This window comes from Pseudoflavonifractor gallinarum, assembly GCF_014982855.1.
In the GTDB taxonomy this organism is placed as follows: Bacteria; Bacillota; Clostridia; order Oscillospirales; family Oscillospiraceae; genus Pseudoflavonifractor_A; species Pseudoflavonifractor_A gallinarum.
On sequence record NZ_JADCKF010000002.1, the window covers coordinates 118,513 to 138,164 of the forward strand.

Annotated in this window: 15 protein-coding genes and 1 tRNA gene; 7 read left to right on the forward strand and 9 right to left on the reverse strand. The window is 58.4% G+C overall.

Annotated elements, in window-relative coordinates; translation table 11 throughout:
• Positions 1 to 131: 131 nt before the first annotated feature.
• The 6 genes from feoB (at position 132) to INF37_RS02610 (ending at position 5,574) form a co-directional block, all read left to right on the forward strand.
• Positions 132 to 2,573, forward strand: a complete 2,442-nt coding sequence (gene feoB / locus INF37_RS02585) for a ferrous iron transport protein B (protein ID WP_193536243.1) — start codon at positions 132 to 134, stop codon at positions 2,571 to 2,573.
• A gap of 12 nt (positions 2,574 to 2,585) precedes the next feature.
• Positions 2,586 to 2,744 (forward strand): FeoB-associated Cys-rich membrane protein, encoded by a 159-nt coding sequence (locus INF37_RS02590; protein ID WP_186962899.1) that lies wholly within the window; start codon positions 2,586 to 2,588, stop codon positions 2,742 to 2,744.
• Between the two features lie 133 nt (positions 2,745 to 2,877).
• Positions 2,878 to 3,612: an NAD-dependent protein deacylase gene (locus INF37_RS02595; RefSeq protein WP_193536245.1), complete on the forward strand. Its 735-nt coding sequence runs from the start codon at positions 2,878 to 2,880 to the stop codon at positions 3,610 to 3,612.
• Positions 3,613 to 4,151: 539 nt separating this feature from the next.
• Positions 4,152 to 4,730, forward strand: a complete 579-nt coding sequence (locus INF37_RS02600; RefSeq protein ID WP_186962897.1) for a DUF2975 domain-containing protein — start codon at positions 4,152 to 4,154, stop codon at positions 4,728 to 4,730.
• A gap of 12 nt (positions 4,731 to 4,742) precedes the next feature.
• On the forward strand, positions 4,743 to 4,952 hold the full coding sequence (locus INF37_RS02605) for a helix-turn-helix domain-containing protein (RefSeq protein ID WP_101693713.1): 210 nt from the start codon (positions 4,743 to 4,745) through the stop codon (positions 4,950 to 4,952).
• Positions 4,953 to 4,977: 25 nt separating this feature from the next.
• Positions 4,978 to 5,574, forward strand: coding sequence for a hypothetical protein (locus INF37_RS02610; RefSeq protein ID WP_193536247.1), 597 nt, complete (start codon positions 4,978 to 4,980; stop codon positions 5,572 to 5,574).
• A gap of 27 nt (positions 5,575 to 5,601) precedes the next feature.
• On the opposite strand, the gene INF37_RS02615 is transcribed toward INF37_RS02610, so the two are convergent.
• Positions 5,602 to 6,171 carry a xanthine phosphoribosyltransferase gene (locus INF37_RS02615; protein WP_101693711.1) on the reverse strand — a complete coding sequence of 190 codons (570 nt, stop codon included), beginning with the start codon at positions 6,169 to 6,171 and terminating at the stop codon, positions 5,602 to 5,604.
• Between the two features lie 12 nt (positions 6,172 to 6,183).
• Positions 6,184 to 6,864: a gamma-glutamyl-gamma-aminobutyrate hydrolase family protein gene (locus INF37_RS02620; protein ID WP_193536249.1), complete on the reverse strand. Its 681-nt coding sequence runs from the start codon at positions 6,862 to 6,864 to the stop codon at positions 6,184 to 6,186.
• A gap of 613 nt (positions 6,865 to 7,477) precedes the next feature.
• On the opposite strand from INF37_RS02620, the gene INF37_RS02625 reads away from it, so the two are divergent.
• Positions 7,478 to 7,571: transfer RNA gene (locus INF37_RS02625), tRNA-Ser, on the forward strand.
• Between the two features lie 40 nt (positions 7,572 to 7,611).
• Here the strand turns inward: INF37_RS02625 and INF37_RS02630 are convergent.
• The 7 genes from INF37_RS02630 to INF37_RS02655 all read right to left on the reverse strand — a co-directional run bounded on the left by INF37_RS02630 (position 7,612) and on the right by INF37_RS02655 (position 19,358).
• Positions 7,612 to 8,898, reverse strand: a complete 1,287-nt coding sequence (locus INF37_RS02630; protein WP_207730424.1) for a tyrosine-type recombinase/integrase — start codon at positions 8,896 to 8,898, stop codon at positions 7,612 to 7,614.
• Positions 8,899 to 9,045: 147 nt separating this feature from the next.
• The gene (locus INF37_RS02635) at positions 9,046 to 9,288 is read right to left on the reverse strand and encodes a helix-turn-helix domain-containing protein (protein ID WP_006354177.1); all 243 of its coding nucleotides are present in this window, start codon (positions 9,286 to 9,288) and stop codon (positions 9,046 to 9,048) included.
• A complete protein-coding gene (locus INF37_RS02640; RefSeq protein WP_193536475.1) occupies positions 9,275 to 9,658 on the reverse strand; it encodes a type II toxin-antitoxin system PemK/MazF family toxin in 384 nt (127 codons plus the stop codon). Before INF37_RS02640 ends, INF37_RS02635 begins: the two co-directional genes overlap by 14 nt.
• Positions 9,659 to 9,744: 86 nt before the next feature.
• Positions 9,745 to 9,867 carry a hypothetical protein gene (locus INF37_RS15835; RefSeq protein WP_268960677.1) on the reverse strand — a complete coding sequence of 41 codons (123 nt, stop codon included), beginning with the start codon at positions 9,865 to 9,867 and terminating at the stop codon, positions 9,745 to 9,747.
• Positions 9,842 to 10,519 (reverse strand): ParA family protein, encoded by a 678-nt coding sequence (locus tag INF37_RS02645; RefSeq protein ID WP_328821018.1) that lies wholly within the window; start codon positions 10,517 to 10,519, stop codon positions 9,842 to 9,844. The genes INF37_RS15835 and INF37_RS02645 overlap by 26 nt, the downstream gene beginning before the upstream one ends.
• A gap of 329 nt (positions 10,520 to 10,848) precedes the next feature.
• Positions 10,849 to 13,290 (reverse strand): FN3 associated domain-containing protein, encoded by a 2,442-nt coding sequence (locus tag INF37_RS02650; RefSeq protein WP_193536253.1) that lies wholly within the window; start codon positions 13,288 to 13,290, stop codon positions 10,849 to 10,851.
• Complete coding sequence (locus INF37_RS02655) at positions 13,287 to 19,358, reverse strand: S-layer homology domain-containing protein (protein ID WP_193536255.1); 6,072 nt, start codon at positions 19,356 to 19,358, stop codon at positions 13,287 to 13,289. The genes INF37_RS02650 and INF37_RS02655 overlap by 4 nt, the downstream gene beginning before the upstream one ends.
• Between the last annotated feature and the right edge of the window lie 294 nt (positions 19,359 to 19,652).

The window sequence follows — 19,652 nt, forward strand, 5'->3', positions numbered from 1 at the left end:
TTTTTGCGTGCGGAGCCGGTCCGTACGCTGCGCAGAGGTGCGGGCCGCTTGACAGGCCCCACAGGGCGATATATAATAGGCAGGCGTGTTAGTTACGACTAACAAATCAGCCGGTATAGGATGAATGACAGATGAAAACCGAGACAAAACGCGTACAGGGCACGCTGGAGGCGTTGGCTCCGGGGGAGCACGGCGTGATCCTGCGGGTAGGAAATGAACGAGGGCCGGTCAAACGCCGGCTGGTGGATATGGGACTGACGCCCGGGACGGAGATCCTGGTGCGCAAGATCGCCCCCTTCGGTGACCCCATTGAGGTCAACCTCCGGGGATATGAGCTCTCCCTGCGCCGGGAGGACGCCCGGCAGATCACCATGGCCATCGGGGAGGAGGCCCAGGCGGCCAGCCTGATCCGCAAAAAACGGGTGGGCATGGTGCAGCGCATCCCGGATGAGGAGACCCTGCGCCGCATGAGCGACGACCACGACCATGAGAAGCGGGAGCACAGCGGGGTACCGGACTACGCCAGCCACGACACCCGGGAGATGAAGCTGGCCCTGGTGGGCAATCCCAACTGCGGAAAGACCACGCTCTTCAACGCGCTCACCGGTTCCAACCAGTATGTGGGCAACTGGCCCGGCGTGACAGTGGAGAAGAAGGAAGGACGGGCCCAGGTGGACGGAAAGCCGGTGACGGTGGTGGATCTGCCGGGCATTTACTCCCTCTCGCCCTACTCCATGGAGGAGATCGTGGCCCGGGACTTTATCGTGGGGGAGCATCCCGACGCCATCATCAACATCGTGGACGCCACCAATATGGAGCGCAACCTCTACCTGACCGCCCAGCTGCTGGAGCTGGAGCGCCCCATGGTCATTGCCCTGAACTTCATGGACGAGGTGGAGAAGCACGGGGATAAGATCGACGTGGAGGCCCTCTCCCGGTCTCTGGGCGTGCCGGTGATCCCTATCACCGCCCGCACCGGGAAGAATATCCAGACCCTGCTGGAGGTGGCCCACCGGCAGATGCACGTGGGCGTCACGGTGGAGCCCGACGATCTCTATGACGATTTTACCCATCAGATCCACCACAAGATGGGTGAGCTCATTCACGACAAGGCCTATGCGGCCCAGATTCCCGCCCACTGGGCCTCCATCAAGCTCATCGAGGGGGACCGGCTGGTGGAGCAGGCCCTGGGACTGGACGAGGCGGAAAAGGCGCGGGTGGAGTCCATCTGCTCGGAGTATGAGGGGGCCTATGTCCTGGGCGACCGGGAGACCCTGGTGGCCGACAGCCGCTATCAGTTCATCCAGTCGGTGGTCCACGCCTCCGTGCGGAAGGGACAGAAGCAGGGAAGCCTGACCCTGTCCGACCGGATCGACTCCATCGTGACCCACAAGTGGCTGGCCGTGCCCATGTTCCTCCTGATGATGCTGGGGATGTTCGCCCTGACCTTCGGGCCGGGACAGGCCCTGTCCGACCTGGTGGAGAGCTTCATCAGCGGCCCGGTCTCCGACGGCATCCGGGCGGGGCTGGAGGCCGCGCAGGTGGCCCCCTGGGTGGAGTCCCTGCTGGTGGACGGCGTGGTCTCCGGCGTGGGCGGCGTGCTGGTCTTCCTGCCCCAGATCGCCCTGCTCTTTCTGGTGCTCTCCTTCCTGGAGGACTCGGGCTATATGGCCCGGGCCGCCTTCATCATGGACCGCCTGCTGCGGCGGTTCGGCCTGTCCGGCAAGGCCTTTATCCCCATGCTGATGGGCTTTGGCTGCACCGTTCCCGCCGTTATGGGAGCCCGCACCATGGAGAATGAGAAGGACCGCCGCATGACCATCATGCTGGTGCCCTTCATGTCCTGCTCGGCCCGGCTGCCGGTGTACGGCCTGCTGGCGGGGGCCTTCTTTGCCCAGTACAGCGGCCTGGTGGTCTTTTCCCTGTATGTGATCGGACTGTGCTTCGCCATCCTGTCCGGCATCCTGCTGCGCAAGACCATGTTCCAGGGAGAGCCCGCCGCCTTCGTGCTGGAGCTGCCCCCCTACCGTCTGCCCACCCTCAAGAACATGGCCATGCACGTGTGGGAGAAGGTGCGGGGCTTCCTGGTCAAAGCCGGTACCCTGATCCTGGCTATGAGCGTGGTGCTCTGGTTCCTCCAGTCCTTCGGCTGGTCGGGCGGCTTTGTCATGGTGGAGGACGCCTCCCACTCCTTCCTGGGCGCCATCGGCGGGGCCATCGCCCCCGCGCTGCGCCCCTTGGGCTTCGGCACCTGGCAGGCCGCTGTGGCCCTGCTCACCGGCCTGGTGGCCAAGGAGGCGGTGGTCTCCTCTATGAGCCTCTTTTACGGCTTCTCGGCCAGCGCCAGCGGCGCCACCGTGGCGGCGGCCCTCTCCGGGACCTTCCAGACGCCGGTGGCCGCCTATGCCTTCCTGGTCTTTGTGCTGCTCTATGTCCCCTGTGTGGCGGCGGTATCCACCATCTACCGGGAGATGAACAGCCTGAAGTGGACCCTCCGCTCCATCCTGTGGCAGATCGGCGCGGCCTATCTGGGGGCGCTGGTGGTCTATCAGGTGGGTTCCCTCCTGTTCTGAGAAAGGAATGCTATGAAATACATCATCTATGGGGCCGTCGCGGCCCTGACGGTGTGGGCGGTCTGGTATGTGGTCCGCCAGATCAGCCGTCAGATCCGGGGGAAGGGCGGCTGCGGTTGTGGCTGTGGCTGCTCCTCCTGCGGGAAGGACTGCGCCCAGCGGAAAGAATGAGAAAAGGGCGCGTACCGGAGGTTTTGTTCCGGTGCGCGCCCTTTTGCGCTGGGTCTTGCGGGTTTGGGACAGGGGGGGTACAATGAGGAGGAAGGAACCAGATCCACGATTCATGGAACAGGGAGGCGCGCACATGGAAACAAGCAAGCTGGAAACACTTCAGGACTGGATCGACGGGAGCAGCCGCATCGTCTTTTTCGGCGGCGCGGGGGTCTCCACCGAGTCGGGCATCCCGGACTTTCGCAGTGTGGACGGGCTCTACAACCAGAGCTACCGCTATCCGCCCGAGACCATCATCAGCCACAGCTTTTTTGAGCAGGACCCGGAGGAGTTTTTCCGCTTCTACCGGGAGAAGATGCTCTGGCCCCAGGCCCAGCCCAACCCGGCCCACCGGAAGCTGGCCGAGTTGGAGCAGGCCGGGAAGCTGGACGCGGTGGTGACTCAGAACATCGACGGCCTGCACCAGGCGGCGGGGAGCCGGAAGGTCTATGAGCTCCACGGATCGGTCCACCGCAACTACTGCATGAAGTGCCACCAGTTCTACGGGCTGGAGGAGATGGTCCAGGGCACGGGCGTCCCCCGCTGCAAGGTGTGCGGCGGCATCATCAAGCCCGATGTGGTGCTCTATGAGGAGAGCCTGGACCAGCGCACCATCGAAGGTGCGGTGGAGGCCATCCGGAAGGCGGACCTCCTCATCATCGGCGGGACCTCTCTGTCGGTCTATCCCGCGGCGGGACTGATCCAGTACTACCGGGGGAGCCACCTGGTCCTCATCAACAAGAGCGCCACCCCCTACGACCGGCAGGCCGACCTGGTGATCCAGGCCCCCATCGGTGCGCTGCTGGAGCAGATCCAGGTCCGTCCCTGATACAGCCAAGTCCCCGGGAGTACTCCCGGGGACTTGCGTGTCGAAAAATTTCGACACGCTTCTCAAAAATGCAAGCATTTTTTCGAGGGAAATGCAGGCCGCTGCACGCACTTCGTCGGGTCAAAGTCCGCACCGTTCGCCCCGGCCTAATGGCCAGGGTTCACTCCGCTCCCTTGCCCCTCCTCTCCCAAACAAACCCACTTCGCTGGGCTTTGTTTGGGTTCCCGGTTCGCACACTTGCAGCCTGAGAGGTGTGTTTTCCGACGTACACGCCGCCGGAAAACACACTTTGACCCTCTTCCGCCGTCTGCGAACGGCGGAACTCTGCGAGGCGTTTGCGGCAAAGAGTGCCGGAGTAAATAGTAGCGGTAGCTGAAATCCCCGGGAGTACTCCCGGGGACTTCTTGTACGCTATTGTTTATTGAAAAACAATAAAAATAAATTGACTTTCAATAAGTGCGGCGCTATAATCAGAAAAAAGAGAGGGGAGAGCGGGGTGCGGAAGCAGGCGCCCGGAGAGAGACGAGGAGGTATGGAAGATGGACGTGGAAAAGCTGGCCCGGATCCTGAAACGATTGGTGAGCATCACCTTTGTATGTAATCTGCTGGTCCTTCCCCTGCTGGCCGGGCTGGCCCGGCTGCGGGGACTGGGGGAGCTGACCGGGGGAATCTCCTATTTCTCCATGCAGGGGGAGGGAGCGGCGGAGATCGTTCTGCGGCTGACCGGCTATTTTCTGGCCTCCTGGTGGGAGATCTGGCAGTTTGGAGAGCGGTATGCCCAGGTCCTGGCCCTCTTTCTCTTCTTCTGCGGCGTGTGTACCGCCGTCATCCTGTGGCAGGGGCGGCGGGTGCTGGACACTGTCCTGCGGGGGGAGACCTTTACCCGGGGCAACGCGGCCAACATGGGGCGGGCGGCGGTGTGCTGCTTCCTCATCTCGGGCGCGGCCCTTCTGCGGACGGTGTGGGGGCTCTTCCACTATGGGAGCATCGGGCCGCTGTTCACCTACAACACCCTCTTCATCCCCGTGTTTTTCATGGCGGGGCTGCTCTGCCTGATCCTGTCGGCCCTGGTCCGGCAGGCGGCCGAGCTGAAGGAAGAGAACGATCTGACCATATGAGGAGGGGATTGCGTGCCCATCGTAGTCAATCTGGATGTGATGATGGCCCGGCGCAAAATGAGCCTGAGCGAGCTGGCCGCCCGGGTGGATCTGACGCTGGCCAATCTCTCCATCCTGAAAAACAACCACGCCAAGGCGGTGCGCTTCACGACCCTGGAGGCCATCTGTAAGGCCCTGGACTGCCAGCCGGGGGATATTCTGGAGTACGTGCCCGAGGAATGAGACAGCCGGACAGGAGGGACGGAATATGAATCAGGGGAAGCTGAGGACCACACAGACCCGGCGTTTTTGCGCCTTTGCCTTAAACCATTTTCTCATTTCGGTGGTGAGTGCTCCGCTGGGCTTGCTTCTCTTCGTGGGATGGGTGGAGCTTCTGGAGACGACGGAGGCGGCCTGGTGGATCGCGATCGCATTTGACGCCTGTCTGATGCTCGCCTACGCGCTGGCGGGGGCCTGGGTGGCCCGGAAACAGCGGTGGGAGCCGCCCCGCTCCATCTGGGCTGCCCTCTGGTCACTGGTGGCCCCTATGCTGGTGGCCTGGGCCTGGGAGGCCCTGGTCCTGGTAGGGGCCGATCTGGAATGGCTCACGCTCTCCTACTATGCCCTCATGCTGGCGGTGCCGCTGGCCTTCCCCTCCTTTCTGTTCGTGCTCCTCGGACTCATGGGCGGCATCTGGTGGGGAGAGGGGGGATGGGAGTTTTACCTCATGGCCTTCCTGGCCGGCGGATTGCCTCCGCTGCTGTTCTGGCTGGGCAGCCTGTGGGGGGCCAAAAACCGCCGGGAAGGGGAGGACGGGACAAAAAAAGATCCCTCTCTCCCGCAGAAGCGGGAAGAGGGATCGTAGCGGATCGGTATGAACCGGGGAAGGAGATCAGGCCAGGATGATCCGGCCGTCCTCCACGCCCTCCACAGTCTCCAGAGCTTCCACCCGGACGCCCATGCGGCGCAGGACCTTTCCGCCCTCGCGCATGGCCTTTTCGATGGCCACGGCTACGCCGGCCACCTCGCCCCCGGCCTTGGAGACCAGCTCCAGCAGGGCCAGGGTGGACTGCCCGTTGGAGAGGATGTCGTCCACCACCAGGACCACGTCGTCCTCCTCCAGGTATTTCTTGGACACCCGGATGGTGTAGGATTTCTCCAGCGAAAAGGAGTGGGTCTCCGCGGTGTAGACATTGGGATCGATGTAGCCGGTCTGAAATTTCTTGGCGTAGATGACCGGGACCCGCAGCGCCCGGCCCACAAAGCAGGCCAGGGCAATGCCGGAGCTCTCCACCGTCAGGACCTTGGTGATCTTGTCGCCCTTGAAGCGGCGGGCAAGCTCAGTCCCGGCCCGTTCAATGAGCTCCACATCCATGCAGTGATTGAGAAACATATCCACGTGGATAATGTCTCCCTCGCCCACCTGGGCTTCTTCCAGAATGCGCTGTCTTAATTCCTTCATGATGATCCTCTCTCAACGTCCTTCCAAACGATTGCGGCATTGTTCGATCAGCCACTGAAACACCGGCGCGCCGTCCACGGTATCCATCCGCCGGTGGGCGCCGGTCATGCGCTCGGGATGATATTGCAGGGCGAGAAGGGGCAGGGCCGTGTGCTCCACCGCCTCCACCAGACCGGACTCCGAGCGGGCGGTGACGGTGAGTCCCTCCCCGATGCGGTCCAGCGCCTGGTGATGGGCGCTGTTGACGGAAAACACCGGGCCATACCACCGCTCCAGAAGGGAGCCCTCCTCCGCGTGGACGGCGTGGACCTTATCCTCAGAGCTCCCCGGGGCATGGGTGTGGAAGCACACCTGGGTGGAGCCGATGTCCTGCAAGAGGGTGCCCCCCAGAGCCACATTCAGGATCTGGAGTCCGCGGCAGATCCCCAGCACCGGCTTTCCGGCGGCCAGATAGGAGGCGGCCAGCGCCAGCTCCGATGCGTCCCGCTGGGGATCGATCTCACTGCTGGCCCAGTTTTCCTGCCCAAAACGGCAGGGGTCGATATCTCCGCCGCCGCACAGCAGGAGACCGTCGTACTCGGTACGGTCGGCGGGGCAGTAGGCGGCGTGCGGGATTCCTCCGGCGGCAAGGACTGCGGCCTCGTAGTTCTCCGCGCCGGAAGAGGAGGCAGAGACCAGAATATGAACTTCCATCATACACCTCAGAACCGTTATTAGACTGATTATAGACTATTTTACTTTCCTCTGCAATATTGACAAGTAAATAAAAATAGGGTATCCTATTAAAGATTCCGGACAGAGCGGTCCGGAGGAATCTGCCTGTACGGGCAGGGAAATCGAATATGCAGCGGTATCGAAGTGGTCATAACGGGGCTGACTCGAAATCATGTTTTCACTTTGGAAGTCCGAACTGCCGAAAAGCCAGTAACCATGCGGGTTTGCGGGCAAGTTCAAATCGTGAATTGGGGTCTGTTCTATCCTGCTGTTCTTCCCGATTTCCACGGCTTGAATTTTGCGGGAAAATGGCTATAATGAGAGCAGCCATCTGACGCCCACTTTGAGAGGTATGTTTTGGGGTTCCGTAGTTACCGCTATCGTCCCTGATTTACCGTCATCATCCAAGTTGGTGTAATGATTCGAAATCAGGTTTCCTATGCGGAGTGCCAAACGGCTGAAACCCTTGGAACCATGCGGGTTCCAGTCGAGTTCAAATTGAATATTGTTGCTTGTTCTATCCTGTTGTTCTTCCAGATTTCCACCGGCTGAATTGGTCGGCGGATCGGGAAGAAGGATATAACATAAATTTGGAGATGTACCCAAGCGGTTGAAGGGTCCGCACTCGAAATGCGGTAGGTCGGCTCAAAACCGGCGCGAGAGTTCGAATCTCTCCATCTCCGCCATGAGGTCTGCCAGCGAAAAGCTGGTAGACCTCTTTCCTTTTTATGGAGAAACCGCCGATAGGTTTTGCAGCATGGGCGCCACAATGTCCTGCTCAATGGCTGCGGCGGATTGTTTTTTCGTGGCATATTGCAGATGCCCGTAAATATCCACCGTTGTTGAGATCTCACTGTGTCCCAGCCACTCCTTTACCTGTTCCATCGGGACACCGTTGGCCAGCAAAAGCGAGGCACAGGTATGGCGAAGATCGTGAAAACGAATGTGCCGTAAATTGTTCTTGGCAAGTAACTTCCCAAAGGTCGAGGACACATAGTTGGGTTTAATAAGATTGCCGATCACATCGACACAGACATATCCCAGATATTCTTTGTTGTAGGCGCGCCCGCACAGCTTGCGATTTTCTTCCTGCTGCTTCTTGGCCTCCAGCAACCGCTCTTTCAAAAAAGAAATCAACGGATAAGTCCGCAGACTGGATTTGTTCTTTGCCTTGTCCTTCTTAATCGTGACACGTTCTCCCTTTACATTGCAAGTTGTTACCGTATGCCGGATGGAGAAGCAGTTATGGTTGAAGTCAAAGGCACTCCATTTCAGACCGATAACCTCACTGCGGCGCAGGCCGTAAAAAGCAGTCAGAAGAACTACCAGTTCGATCTTATGCCCCTTGATGACTTCAAACAGATTCAGGACTTCCGAATCCAGGTAGTAGTCACCCTTGAAGGGTTCAGGCTTGGAAATGATAATCCGGTCAGCCGGATTGCTTGGAATCAGATTTTTGTCAACCGCATAATTCAACGCCCCATGAATCAGAGCGTGGTAATGTTTAACGGTGGTCGGCTTGACCCGTTCCAATTCTTTCTCATAAAAAGCGAGAATATCTTGTTTGGTAAGGTCACAAAGGGCGACAGGATGCTCTCGGAAATACGGGGCGATGGGGTTGTTGAGCTGTTGTTCGTATCCCGAATAGGTCGAGAGTTCGATGGGCTTGCTGTCCATCACCCGTCCGGTAGCAGACTTGTACTTGTACTCAAGCCACTGATACAGGAAATCCACAAAGGAAATCGCTGCGGATGACGGGCCAGACGGAGAAGCCGACTGCTGTGAGGCCGTAGCCTCCTGAAGCAGCTTTTCCGTCCATTCTTTTCGGATGGTGGGAAGCATATTGTTTGCCCAGGTCTTATTGCCCTTGACTTTCTTATGGGTGGGAATCCATTTGGGCTTTCTCTTACCGTTCTCATCGGTAAGGTTTAGAACCCAATAGAGATACCCTTTTTTCTCGGCCACATGGCCGGAGATTAGTTTGCTGTTTTCTTGCAGGTGTACCGCTGGCATACTGATCTGTTCCTCCTTTTGCGGTATTGAGTTCACCTACCAATGACACCTTTATTGTATCATCGGACAGAACAAAACTCCAGGTAAATCCGCGTCAGAATTGTTAACTTTCTGCGTCTATCCGGTGAAGATCGACACCATAGCCTGCTACTCCGCAAAAGTGGAGCAGGTGATTTTCAAATAACGCAGAATGTGGGCTTTGGGGATACGATAAGCCCGTCCGATTTTCAAATATTCGATTTTCCCATCTTTGAGCAGTTTGTATCCTGTTTTTGTGCTTACCCCAAGGGCCTCACACATCTGTCCAATGTCCATCACATCGGGGTAATCTTTCAACATCAATCGGTAGGCATCTCTGGGAGAGAGCAAACCACCGTCATTTTCGTACATTGTGAGTCCTCCTTTCGTTGGGGTATCCTATGCCGATGCTGATTGCCAGGGCTGCATCGACCTCCAGCATTTTTTCTTTACTGATACGCCCAATGTAACCACGGAGCCGCTTCCGGTCTATTGTCCGCAGTTGTTCCAACAGAAGCAGAGAGGTAGGCGCAAGCCCCGGCACATTCTCAAGTAGGATATGGGTAGGCAGACTGTTCTTCGCTTTTCTGCTGGTGATGGCTGCTGCAACAACGGTAGGACTAAAGTGATTCCCCACATCATTTTGGATAACAAGGACAGGGCGGATGCCGCCTTGCTCGGAGCCGACCACCGGGTTCAGGTCTGCATAGAACAGATCGCCACGCCGGATAGCCTTTCGCATATCATCGGATACATAGAGAATCGGGAGTTGCAGAAAAGTAGCCAGGCCAATTTCGTCCTTCATTCCCTGAGAGATGGTGTCGCCCATTACTCAATGTCAATGCGGTGCCGGTTGTCGCCGCCCTCGATGACCTTTTCATATCCGCTGGTCTGGAAAGTTTCATACATGAATTGGCGGTAATACTCAATGGGAACCCAGATGGCACCCATACAGGTTCGTCCGCTTGTTGCATTTGGTGAACAGGATACCGCCGATCTCAATGCTGGGATTTAATTTCCGCTTGATTTTCTTGATGGTGTCCACCAACGCCTGCAAACCGGTCAGAGCGAACAGTTCCGGGTCAATCGGGATGATTACCTCGTCGGCAGCCGTTAAAGCGTTGATGGTCAACGAGCCAAGAGAGGGGTTGGTGTCCACGATAATGTAATCGTAGGACAGCCGCAGAGGGCTCAGCAGAGCGGCCAGGTAGTCATTGCTGTCCGGCGTCATCAGCAGATTTGCCTCCGCAACGGTGAGAGATCGGCTGGAAGGGATCAAGTCCACAGAGCCGATTTTCTGGATGAACTCGTTGGTATCCGGCAGAGATTCGTCCAGAAGCAGATTGGTGATAAGAGTCCCGGTATTATAGGGCGCCTGGGTCGGCAGGACACCGAAACTGGTGGTGAGGTTATACTGGGGGTCAAAGTCAACTACCAAGACCTTCTTGCCCATCTCGGCCAGCGCATAGGACAGATTTCGGACCGTGCTGGTCTTGGCTACCCTCCTAATCTCACCGCACAGCGGCGTGATGTTGGAATCCAGATCAATCCCATCCGTGATCAGAATATGCGTAAAATTGCGGCATATTTCATAGTTGATCAGGCCCTTGGGGTTTCATGTTCCTTGTCATATAGTAAATTAAAGAAAACAGGCGCAGCTGAGGAGACATTGGTGTGGCTAGCGACATCTCCGCCCCCCTCCGCCGTCCAAGGCTGCGCCCGTTTTTTATGCCCCAGTTATCAATTTGACTTTGGGGGATTGCCGTGGAATTTGCGGGTGTCCGTACGACAGATAGTTTGGGGTGATCGCCGCTTAGATACATGAGGCATAACAATGCTCCCCCTATGTTTGACAATGGTTGATTCCACTATCTCTCATAGGGGGAGCATATCACATATTATCTGTCCCAGAATGGAACGCTTAGGAGGAGATTACGGGGTAATCACCGTTTCAAAGCCGGTGAATCGGCTGGCGTCCACGCCTTCCCCCGCCTGGCTCAGGTCCAATGTACCCCAGGCCTCGTCGCCGTACTCCACGGCCTCGAAGCTACCGCCATAGGTAGGGAATCTGGGGCTTCCGATGATTTGCACAGTCAGGCCACCGTCGATCTGGCCGCTGTATCTCCTGCCACGCAGTCCCAGCAGCATACCCGCGTCGCCCTCTACCGTGATGGAGACCGTCCCCGTCACCCGGGCATACTGGGCCGTGCCGTTCACCGTCACGCTGGCAGTGCCGTCCACATGGATCTCCGTACTCCCGTTGAGCACCGTATCACTGCCGCCGCTGCCGTGGATTTCGAATTGCCCGGAAGAGATATGGATCATGCTGTCTCCCGTGGCTTCTCCCGTTCTGGACCCGGCATAAATCGCCGTGCTCCCAAACCACCAGTCGTTCTGATAGACACCTTCCCCGGCCGTAAAATTGTGGCCGTTGGCATAGGTCTCCGCCCGCCAGTCAATATGGGATACGGTGAGATCGGCCCTCAGCTCCAGGGGCTGGTCCGATGTGAACTGATACTGTTTTCCCTCCGCCGAGCGGATGGTACAGGCAACGTCAGGCATTTTTTCCGCACCGTGCAGGGTCACATTTTCGTTGATGTAAATGGTGCCGCCCGCTTTGACTGCCGCCGCAGCCTGAGCAAAGCTGGAAAAGTTCTGTCCGTCCACCACAAAGGCGTTTTCCGCCCGGCGTGCCGCGTACTCAATGACCATGTCCCGTACCGCCGACCAGGTCTTGCCGCCGTCCATCGTTACCGCCGCATCCAGATAAACATAGCCACCGTTCAATTTGGTAAAGATGGGGGTAATGGCCCCTTCATAGCGGGTCCACTGAGACACGTCGGGAGAACTGCTCTGGGATTCGTCCGAGATACGGTAATAGATCTCCGCCCCCGGCGCGGTACTGGTCAGGGTGATGGAAGGTGGCGCGTCAAACTCATACGGTCCATAAAAATCGCTGTACTTCTCCAGCGCAGGCGTCACCGTGCAGACAGGCTCAGGGGCCCGCACCGCCTGACTCAAGGCATTGCGAATGCTGTCCAGCACGGTCTGCTGAAGGCCTTGGTCTCCCTCGTCCACAAGCTCCACCTGGGCCGACTGGGCCAGATACACTCTGGCCAGTAGCTCCGGCAAGCAGGACCCGCCCTGAGCTGCGGTCTCCTCGTCCAGCGTGATGAGCTGTACAATGGGGGCACTGCCGTAGTCGGCCGCCACTTTGACCTGGGCGGTAACGCCATGGGCTGTACCGGTATAGGTGCCGGTGGCATAGGGAAGATCGGTACGGGGCGCAGCAAAGACCAGCCAGGTGGTGACTACCGTGCTCTTCTGGCCTTTCTCATCAAAAGCGGCGCATTTGACGGGAATCATCTGGCCTTCCGGGTGGTTTTTGGCGTCATAAGAAACCGAAATTTCCTTGCCAAAAGGCGTCTGGCTCTCCAGTGTGGGTTCACTGCCGTCGGTGGTGTAGCGGATCACCGTACCCTGTGCGCTCTCTGCTTTCAGATAGAGGCTGGCATAACTGGTGTTGCTGGTGACAGTGTATCCCCAAAGCGGCGTGAGCTGGGGCGGCATTACCGATGCCTCTTCCGAGGAGACCGGAGCGCGGCGCAGCGCATCCACCGCCGCATACTTGACCGCATCACTGGAAATGGTGGCCCCGGATACTGCATCTGTGTTGTACCCCGCTTCATTGGGCGTGGTCCTTGCGCTCAGCAACGTTTCCAGGGTCATCCCCGCCAGCTTTGCGGAAATGTTTTTTCCCGAACCGTCTCCCCGATAGACCATGTTCCAATAAACCTCATCCCGGACATCTCCGGCACGGGTGCCGTTGTCCTCAATCTTCTGAATGACGCCGTTCAGGGTGGTCACGCGGACCAGCACCTGGTAAGGAGTCCCCACACGGCCGGGACAAAGGGCGCTGCCCTCAAAGACCTGGATGCCGCTTCCCGCGGCGGGAACTGCTGCAAAGGTCACGGTGGTTTCGGTCACGCCGGATACCTGCCCATCCCGCTGGCAGACCGCTTTCACGGTAACGGTATGGTCCAGGTTTCCGGTGGGAACGATCAAAATCTGTCCTTCTGCCTTCTGCGCGCTTCCCGCACCGGGGACAGGGTCGGTTCCGTCGGTGGTATACCACACCTGGGTCCCCTCCTCAGCGGAAACGGTCAGTGCCGCGTTCTGGGTCGCGGCGTAAAGCAGCTGGGTGCGATGGTCTTCCCCTGCCAGCACCGGGGCGGAGGGGGGCAGTGCCGTCCCCTCCGCCTCCAGAATCTGCTGGTAAGCATCCCGGATGGCATCCCGCACCGCCGCTGAAGTATAGGTGGCGCCGGACACTGCGTCTATGTTGTTTTCCCCGTTATCCGGGGTCAGCTTCATACCATCCAGGAATGCAATTGCTTCTCCCCGGCCCAGTCCGAGGATGGGACGAAAAAATCAGTCGCCCCAGCTGTAAACAGCTCTGTCCAATGGCTCATACTGCCCCCGTCGTTATGGGACCAGGTGATGTCGCTGATGACGCCGTCATTTGCAGATACGGTGGCAGTCACCTCATAGCCAAAGGAACCCACTGCATAGGCATCGCTGGTCCGGGTCACCACCACAGGCTGGGCGGTACTTTCCAGCGCCCCCTTGACCGCTTCCTTGATGGCATTACTGGAAACAGTAGCGCCGGACACGCCATCCACGGCATCCACTTCCGAAGCCGTCTTGCCGCTCAGGCTTTCAAACAGACCAACCGCCTTATCCCAAAAGCTCTGATTGGTGCTGCCGGGCTGGGTACCGTTGTCGGTGACAGATACGATGCGTCCCGTGGCGGGGTCATATTCCACTATCACCTTGGCCGTATAACCAAAAGAAACCTCGGCTTCTCCCTGCACCGTTTCCGTAGGCGTAGGTTCCGGTTCGCTCTCCACAAAGTCCAGGATCAGCCGGACATAGCCGTGCGCACCGTATTCAGTATAGTTCGGGAAGTCGATCTTCAGATCCATGCCGCCCCATTCACTGCTCACCTCATAGTCCTGGAGTGCCTCTCCGGACTGGTTATACACCTTTACCCTAAAGGTATCGGTGTTCCAGTTTTTATACTGATTGGGCAGCTCTACCCCACGAATCATCAGCCAGCTCTTGTTGCTCTCCCACGCCTGCCGGTCTACTGCCACCGTCTGGAGCAGCTGGCCACTCTGGGCATCGTAGATCTCGATTTTGGCCGGGATCATGGTGGCATAGTTGGAAACCTGCACCGTGAAGGACCGCTCCAGGCCGTTAATGGAGATGCGGATCTGCTTTTCGCCTACATCTTCCTCTGTGAAGGTGTAGCCATTAGCCGGTGCGGCGGTAAAGCCCCGGGCCACCATGGTATCCCAGCCGCTCAGCCGCTGGTTGCTGCCCTGCTGGGTCTGGAGCTCCACTTCCAGCTTGGAAAGGTCAAGAACATCGCCCACGCTGTAAGAGCGGGCAATCTGGTCATAGTCCAGGGTAAAGGACGCCACGGGAGATTGATCCTCGCTACTGTCCACCTCCACAAAGTAGGTTTCAAACTTCCAGCCGGTGTAGCCTTCGCCCGCCGGGATACTCCCCAGCTCGAACTCCCATTCGTTGTAATCGGGATTAAAGACCGCGTCAGCCAGCTTTTCGCTGCCGTCGTAAAGCTCCATCTTCTCAATGCCGTTGGAGGTCTTCAGCCCATAGCGGAAGCTGTTTTCATTGAGTGCGATTTCCTCGGTCTGAGCGTTGGTATAGGTGACCACAATATGGGTGGGCATCCGGTAAGTACTCTTCTGCACGATGGAAACAGGGGCGGGGATACTGATGCGACCCTGTTCCTGAATGAAGTTCACCAGGAAGGACATCCCGTTGACCCGGGGATCGTCGCTGGATACCTTCTCCCCGTCTGCCCAATCCGAGGTGACGCCGTATCCCGCCAGTTCCTCAAAGGTGCAGATCTTTTCGCTCCCATCGGTTAGGTGCAGCTTTATGGATACACTCTTGAGGTCCATCGCGTCGCCCTCATAGACAGTATCAGCAGGCCGGGCACTCAGTTCCATCCAGGCCACAGACTGCTCCTTGCCGTCCAGGGTATACTGCCGGGCACGCTCCAGGGCATTTTCAATGGCGCTGAGCTGGCCAACCGCCGTCTCAGTAGCAGCGGACACCGCGTCATATATCTCTCCACTCTTGCTGTTCAGCTGGACTTTGATGTGGGAGAGATCCTGATGGCCCGGCACCGCCTTCAGCACCGCAAGACCCCAGTCGTACTTATCGTCGTCGGTGTACTTCACCGTCTCCACCTGCTGGATGAGGCCCTGTTCAATGGTCACCTTGACCACATTGGGTCCCACTTTGTCTTCGCCCCGGGGGATGGCGCCGCTGTCCGGACGAGCGGCATAGTAGCGGCTCCAGGAACCGGTGCCGTACCACACGCCGTCGGCCAGTGCGGGAAGGGTCACGTTGTCCATGGCGGCCTTGACCGCTTCTTTGATGGCTTTACTGGAAACCGTGGCGCCGGATACGCCGTCTACTTCGTCCACTTCCGAAGCCGTCTTGCCGGTCAGGCTTTCAAAGATACCCACCGCCTTCTCCCAAAAGCTCTGATTGCTTCCGGGCTGAGTGCCGTTATCCGTGACAGACACAATGCGTCCCGTCACCTTATCATAGGTCACCGTTACCTTGGCGTTGTAACCGAAGGGAGACACATCCGCTTGTCCGCTGACCGTTCCGGTGGTCTCCACGCCGTCCACATGGTAGACATAGCTCCGTTCCTGATAGCCCTCAGCCGCAATCACCACGGTGTGATCGCCGGCAGACGCAAAGCAGTCGGCGGTAAACTCCAGATAAGCCGGGTAGCCGTACTGCTCATGATCGGCCACCCGGAAGGACTGCCGATCCCCGGAGAAGCCCGGCACGGTTTTGGTCAACTTCTGGCCGTCCACCGTCACAGAGAGGGTTTCTTGCTGCAAATAGGCTCTCAGTGCCTCTTCCTCCGTACCGGTAAAGGACATCCGGTAGCAGGGATCATAGAGCATATTGTCGTCCACATAGACCACTTTTTCCACCGCTGGAGCTTCCAGACGACTATCCGCCGAGGTAACCGTGGTGGAGAGGTCGGCATAGTTGGAGCTGCTCACCTGGACGGTATAGGTGGTGTTGGATGTGACCTGTGCGCCCTCATCCAGCGCCACCCTGCCGTTCTGGTCAGGTGCGGCATTGGTCACCAGAACCGCCTTTTTTCCGTGCCCCAGATTCCGATAGACACTGACCGTAGCTCCTTCCAGCCCGGCAGGAATGCCCGAAATGGTAATGTATTTCTCATCCGCCGAAAAAGCCGCCTTCAAGTCCGCGTTCTGATACTGGGGCTTTACATAGACCCCGTCGGCAAAGGTGAAGACATAGACCTGCTCGGGCACGATATAGGTGACTTTGCGGATAACGGCCCCCTCCAGCGCTGCGGTGGCCGCTACATTGTCATCCTCGCCCGACACATCGAAGCCCAGCTCATAGACCTGCACCCACATATTTTGCAGATGCTCCATGCCCACCCGGATGGTCTGGCCGTCCTTTTCCGCCTCTACAATGATGCCCTGGATGTTGGCTCCCACTGGCCACTCCTGCTCCCGGTCGCGGCGCAGATACTTTGTGCTAGTCTCGGTCACGGTGAGGAGATACTGACCCCAGTTAGAGCTGGTGCTCAGTTCGGCCACGGCGTCGCTTACCGTCACGGCGGTGGCCGCCTGCATTGCCCCATAACTGCCGTCCTTACTCAGCACCTTATACCAGGCAGGCGCGGTGCCCGCTTCCATGTTGAGCTGGATGGCCGCCGCCTTCTCGTAGACGCCCTGCCCCTTCAGACCGTCTGCCGCCTCCAGCACCTTGGCCTGAGCGTACTGCTGGCCGTCCACCTGAACAGGGACGTTTTTCACACCCTTGATCTGATAGCCTTCCCCTTCCACCGGCTCGGTGGTATCTGCATTGGGGAAGAGCTGATATTTTTTTGTGGTGGCCGAACTGACTGCGTCATAGTGCTCCGTGGTGGTCACGTCGCCGGCATAGAAGTCTCCATAGGAGAGGGTGGCAGTTCCGTAAACCATACCGGTCAGCGGCTTTTCGGCATAATAGTAGACATTGGTCTCCCCGATTCGCTCTGCCTTCACCGCCGCGCCGTTTACGGTAAAGCTGGTGTTCCAGCCGCCCGTCTGATAGGCCGCCACGCCGTAATAGTAAGTGGTGCCGCCGATCTCCAGGGACTGCATGGCGATGGACTCCGCTGTCTGAGCCAGCTGGGTGCGCTCCACGTCGGCAAAAGTGAGGTCCTTGGCCCCATCGGGCGCGGTGCCCGGCGTTCCGGCAAAGCCGGCCGGATAGTAGCGGCTAAAGATCACATTCATGCCCTTCAGGTCGCTGTCACTGTCAGAGGGATTTGTATATGTATTGCCGGAGAGCACCGCTGTCACCTGAGAGGTGATGGTCATATTCTTCTTGCCCTGGGAAATACCGTCGAAAAGGTAGAGGTCATCCGCTCCCACGGCGCTCTCGTTGCCCTGGAAGGTACAGTTCTTTACCGTCAGCGCTACCACGCCGTCGGCCGCAATGGCGCCGCCATAGGCTGCCCGGTTGCCCTTGAAGGTGGAACCGCTAACGGTCACCTGGACGGGCGACTGGGAGCGGAAATTGTTGACATAAATTGCCCCACCCCGGCCGGTGGTGCCGTCGCCCACCAGATTGTTCTCAAAAACACAGTCAGAAATGGTTACCACCGGCGGATTGCCATGGTCATTGACAAAGATCGCGCCGCCGCCGTTAGCACTGTTGGCGCTGCCCGCCTTACTGTTGCGCACTGTGACACGACGAAAGCTGGCCTGTGCGCCGTCCTCCACAAAGATGCCGCCGCCCAGTTTAGCGGAGAAGGAAGCGCCATCCACCGTCAGGTTCTCCACGGTGATGGTATTTTTCGCCGCTCCGCCGCCGTCCACGTCAAAGCAGAAGGTCTTTCCCTCAGCGGCAGTGATGGTGTATCCGTTGCCATCCAGAGTCAGGTTGTTTTTGTTCAGCGCGAGGGTCGCACCGGACACCCCGTCCACCACGTTAGTATCACTTCCGGCGTCGGTGATGTTGGAGGTGAGACGGATAATATCTCCCGCTGCTGCTTCCTTGGCCGCCGCCTTCAGACTTTGCCAGGAGCTGACCTGATGGACCGTCTGTGACGTACCGGAACCGCCTCCAGGCCGGTCGTCGTCAATGCTGCTATCTGTTACGGTGGCCCCGGTGCCGCTGGTATTGATGGTTCCGGTCTGACCGGCCGCAACTGCCACCCCCGCAGCTGTCACGCCGTTGACACCAGCACCGGCCACTACCTGAGTGCCGGGCGTGCTAACTGCTACACGGTCGGCATAGGCGGAGACCTTGTCCACCTGTCCCTTGCCAGACAGGGAAGCGCCGGCGGCATAAACCGCCACCTCTTTGATGTGGGCGTCCTTTTCCACGGTCAGCGCCAGACCGGCCGCACCTTCTTGGACGGTCAGATAGTCAAACACGCCGCCGGCCATCCGCAGTCCTTTGCCTGCCTTGACGGTCACCGCACCCAGCTGACTGTCCGCCGACTGGAGAGTGACTGCACCGCCGGGACAGCAAACCACGGTTTCCTCCGCTTTACTCCCCTTGGCTTCCACCAGACCGGAGCCGCTACGCACCAGAACGCGGCCTTTTACGGTCACACCATCCAGCACCACGTTCTCCGCGCCGTCGGCCAGGATCAAATCGCCGGTAACCGTCACCCCTTGCAGGGTCACACCGTCCCCCCGAACCATCACCGTGCCCTCTGCCACTTTGGTGACGGACCCAGGCTGGTCCACATAGCTCCCCACCAAACGATACATCACCTGGGCAAATTCCGCACGGGTGATGCTGCGCTTGGGATAAAGCTTCCCGTCGGCGCCGTTGACATATCCCCCGGCGGTCAGCGCTGCCACACCGGACACTGCCCAGGACGACACCGCTCCGCTGTCGGAAAAGGCGGACAGATCTCCCGCTGTCCCATCCTCCAGACCGAAGGCACGGGCCAAAGCCACGAACACTTCTTCTCTGGTAATGGCCCCCGTGGGATTAAGCTTGCCGCCGGAGCCCTGCAAAACTCCCATGGCCACAGCTTTTGCCATGTCCGAATAGTACCAGGCGCTTTGGGACATATCTCCGTAGCCCGACAGATCCGCCTCGATACTCGCGCCAAAGGCACGGCTCACAATGGCCGCCAGTTCTCCACGGGTCAGGATGCCCTGTGGCTGGATCTTACCGTTGGTTCCCCGGAGCAATCCGTTGTCCACCGCGCTGTCCAAAGCCGCCGTAGACCAGTCGCTGGGAAAGTCGGAAAAATCCTGCGGCCCGGCGGCCATGGCCTGGCCGGGTACCAGCATGGACGCTGCCAGCAGCGCCGCGATCACTCGCTTTTCTTTCACATTTGATCCCTCCTGTCTTCCTTGGTTAGCTATAACTAACTTTTATGCAAAAAACAAACATGATCATCCCTTAACAATTTCTGACCATGCCTTTTGGTTAGCTATAGCTAACTGATGCGAATATATCATACCACTCTTTTTTTCTGTTGTCAATTCCAAATACTCGGCCTCGGCGGATGGAAATTTTATATTTTTGTAAAAAATTTGCAGATGACTCCTTCTTTTGAGATTTCCAACCTTGACAGCCCTTTTTCGCTGTGCTATCCTCCATGGTAAGCTCTTGCTAACCAAAAG